We start from the raw sequence: 4,295 nt of genomic DNA, 5'->3' as shown, positions 1-4,295 counted from the left end.
CAATTTAAGTTTTGAAATCGAGGGGTTTTTAAAGTCTCATCAGATTAATTAAACATACATCGCATGCATTCATATATCACATATATATATAACCATCTCTTATTATTAGTACTTTAATGATACTCCCACTATCCTGAAAGGAACGGGACACTATCATCAAAGACATATAATAACATGGTTATTGGGCCCCTAAGCATACATCTAACATATATATGGGCCTCCTTGGAAAGATTATGGACTTTTGGTTTGGGCCCAACTAGAGCCATTAGTTGAGCCCTAGGTCTTATGCGGGTTTTGTGATCGTAAATTTAACCTGTAACTATTACATTCAAGAAAAGGTCTTCTCAAGTCCTTCTCTATGTCCTCCCACTGCTCCACGTATCCTTGGGCCCACCATGCACCGTTCTTTATCTCCAATGTACATTTACATTCAAATAACAAATGGGAATAATGGAAATAGGGGATACTTAACAAATGGGGAATAGGCATGCAAGCCCATAATTAAAATTACATCACAAATTAATTTAAACAAATTTAAATTACAACCCTTAAAGCATCACATCTAATGCGGCCAATCACATCCAGTTAATTGGTCTTTAAGTCCATAACCTTCCATTTTAATTTAAACAATCGCATTGCATAAATTAAAGCAGTATAAGAAACAAGTAATGAATGGCAATGGCATATATTAAAATCAAGATTTAATCTATTTCTCATCACATGAAAAATCAATTTAATTTTTAATCGAATTAAAAATTAAGTAACCCTTTACTTTTGTGTTTTCTCTAAAACACCAAGAATCAGCCCTTGTTTTGCTAAATTATCTGCTTAATTTAAAACTCATTTTAAATTTGAAGAACGCTTCATTTCACAAGGATTTTCAGTGTTCTTTCCAATGGCAGGGGTCTCGTTAAGTGATTCCAACGTTTGATATCACTTTAAAGCGATTTGCGACTTTAACTCCAAATCTGGCAGATTTGAGCTTCGGTCACAAAATGCTTTGTGCGGCTATTTAAAGTCAAATAAAAATGATGGGAACACTTCCTACATTTAGTCAGGACCTTAAATAAGTGAAGTTGATAAGTGGCTTGTTGTAAAAACCTTTTTAATTAAATTAAAAAGAATTTACAACTTTACAAAAACTGCTGTCCAGAAAAACAGCACACTGTTTTGGTTTTATAATAATTATAAAACATATTATAAAACATATTATAACTATATATTTTCATGCTCTAACTATTAGAACATTTAAATATATCATTATGGATGATTCATAAACTATTTAATCTAATTAAATAATCAAGAAGACATATAAATAAATTAATCCTATTAAAGTTATTTCAAGATTCAAAAATCAAATCAAGAATAGGATATATTAAACCCTAATAATGTCTTCATGAATCAGCCACCACCTTAGGGTTACAAACCCTAAAACATATCTACAAAGTGCTTTGTTAAAGATATTCCAAAATACTCTTTAGGGAACCAAATACAAAGTGCTTTGTTAAAGATATTCCAAAATACTCTTTAGGGAACTTTCATTAGGATTAAAAAAACCCTAAAGTATTTCCCATGATCAGCCACCATATCCATCAATTAATTTACTCCCAAAAAGAATATAATAATAATGATAAGATAGAAATTAATTCAAATAAAACTAATCCTAGATAATCTAGGATTCTATTTGGATTAAAATTTCAACAACCTTATCATCTTCTCCACCAAGAAATCACCATGGCTGCACCTTCAAGCTCTCATATGCATTAAAGGCCGAAAATCATAAGGATTAAAAAATCCTAAGATAATAAAAACAAGCTAGGGTTCCAAACCCACCATGGCCGAAATTCATAGGGGTTCAAGAAAGCTTAATAATTTTAAACCAATTATTCTATGGCTTCCAAAGCCAAAACAAAATCATAGAACCCTTAGAATACTTCCATAGAACACTTCTATGAAGTTTGAAGGGAAGCCATTGAGTAGTTTGAACAAAACAAGCAAAACAAGAAAACTTTATAAAAATTTTCTGCAGAAAACTGGGTTCTGTCCAGCCATTGTTTTGCCTTCAAACACTGCCTTAATGGCTTGTAAAAATTCCAAAATTGATATAGAAACGTTCTATATCGAGTCACGATCGAAACAAGACCGATTTCATGCGATTTGGATATGTTTTGATCAAGATACAAGCCAAACAAGTTGGCATGCTCCAGAAAAACGGGATTCTGGTTTTGTTCTTCAAAAACCCTTGAAACTTTGATTTTAATTAATGCCATACCAAGCCATTCACGATTCGAATCCATGGATTAGAGTTGGCTCTGATACCACTGAAAGATTACACCATGGGAGCGCAGCGGAAACACGCAATTAAAAATTTATCCCATGTAATCTCCCATGAATCGATCTCTAATCATGAAACGAATCGAAACACATAATTTAAACAACAATAAATCATGCTTACTTGTTCTTGGTTTGTAGATGCTCCACTGTAGAAATCCCTCGTGTTCTTCGAGCTCCAAAAATATGGAAGCCTCCAATGGAAATCCACACGGCTCAAGACTTCAAGATGATCTTGTTCTTCACAACCCTTGTGAAGAGACAAGCTTGAGAGGAAGAGAGAGAGGGAGTGGTGTCATCAAGGGTGGAGGCTCTCTTCAAAAGAGATGCTAGGTTAAAGAACCCTAATCTATAACACCACTTATATAGTCCCTCTCTTCTTAATGGGGTGTTTGGTTACTAGTGCTAGCATGACCAAACCCCACATTGTATATCCTTATCCTTATTTAGAATATCCTTATCCTTGTTAATTATTAACATTTAATAATTAAGGATAGGCTTATTCATAATTAGGATAACTGTATCCTTATCCTTGTTTAGAGTATCCTCATCCTTGTTTAATTATTAACCCTTAATAATTAAGGATAGGCATATACTTAACTAGGATAACTCCTCTCATTCAATCAAGAAGATCACTTAAGCTTATTGTGTGTGACCCATTGGGTTCATCCCAACCTAGTAGCGGCAGGGGACATCTCGATGTCTCCCAAAATAGAAACTTTCTATTTATAGGTTCGATTGGAACAATTCCAATTTTGCCCTCAATGATAACTCTTATCATTAGGCCTTCACTAGTCATGAGTGACGTCTAGCAACATATCACGACGTACCCTAGGTATGGGTGAATATTCCTGCATAAATGAACCCTTCGTGTAATAGATAATCCTTCACCAAACAATGTCTCGACTGTAGTTAATTAGGCATGGATTCAAGTCAAACCCTAACTAAGTCATGTGTTACAAATTCACCAAATCATAATCTCAATTAGGTATACCCTAGAAACTCATTTCTTGGTAACCTTCTGCTTTGGCCAAAGACTTCACTGAGATATTATATTTGTGAATTAACTAAGACATTCGCCCTCTCTGATTAAGGGTGGTGATCCTCTATCGCACACTCACCTATCTTCATACATAATCCACTAGTGCCAATGAGTACCGATTACACCCTTGTCATTAAGAGTGTACGAGATACTATCAAACCCTAGCAGCCTATGCATAAGATAACATGTGGTGTCTCAAGTCTAAGGATTACATAATTGTGACTATACACATGAGCAGCTTTTGACATACAAATAGAATCCCATAAGCTGTACTCACATTGGTCACGTTCAGTGTACTTGTTCTCTAACAAGCACCCCCAGGTTTACTATAGTGTCTCTACACAAATGGTTCGAGACTCACCATCCTCCCATGGAGCTAGTATAACCTGAGCTAATCTTAACGGTTTATAATCGTCCACATATATAAACCTATGATCAGGAACTGATTTAGGATAGATGTACTTGAGAGTTGTAAGTCTCTCAATCTCAACACTTTGAGATACTACTCTCTATCATTCTATCCAGGGACTTTATCATGAACAGTAATTAAACACAGGTTTGCATGATAAAATAGCCATATTATAAATCAATAATGTTAATACATGATTTAATAATGAAATACAAAGCCCTTTAAACTCAACAGAACAATTGGTTTAGGGCATATCTCTAACAATCTCCCACTTGCACTAAATCCAATTAGTGACGTACTTCATCCCCATCTTCTCAAGATGTCGATCCAAGACTTTCTGGGTAAGTGCCTTGGTAAGTGGGTCTGCGGTATTATCCTCAGATGCTACTCTTTGCATACTGATATCTCCTCGTTCAATGATTTCTCTAATCATATGGAAACGCCTTTCTATGTGCTTGGATTTCTGATGAGACCTTGGTTCCTTGGCTTGAGCAATAGCCCCATTGTTGTCAC

1 protein-coding gene is annotated in these 4,295 nt (G+C 34.9%); it reads right to left on the bottom strand.

Going from position 1 to position 4,295, the window contains the following annotated elements; all coding sequences use genetic code 11:
- Nucleotides 1-4,059: 4,059 nt before the first annotated feature.
- The coding region (locus HLA93_RS20170) for a Ty1/Copia family ribonuclease HI (RefSeq protein WP_222196238.1) at nucleotides 4,060-4,295 on the bottom strand (236 nt) is incomplete at its 5' end.

This window comes from Modestobacter italicus, assembly GCF_019799965.1.
GTDB classification, from domain to species: Bacteria; Actinomycetota; Actinomycetes; order Mycobacteriales; family Geodermatophilaceae; genus Modestobacter; species Modestobacter italicus_A.
This window is presented reverse-complemented; position numbering and strand designations above follow the sequence as displayed.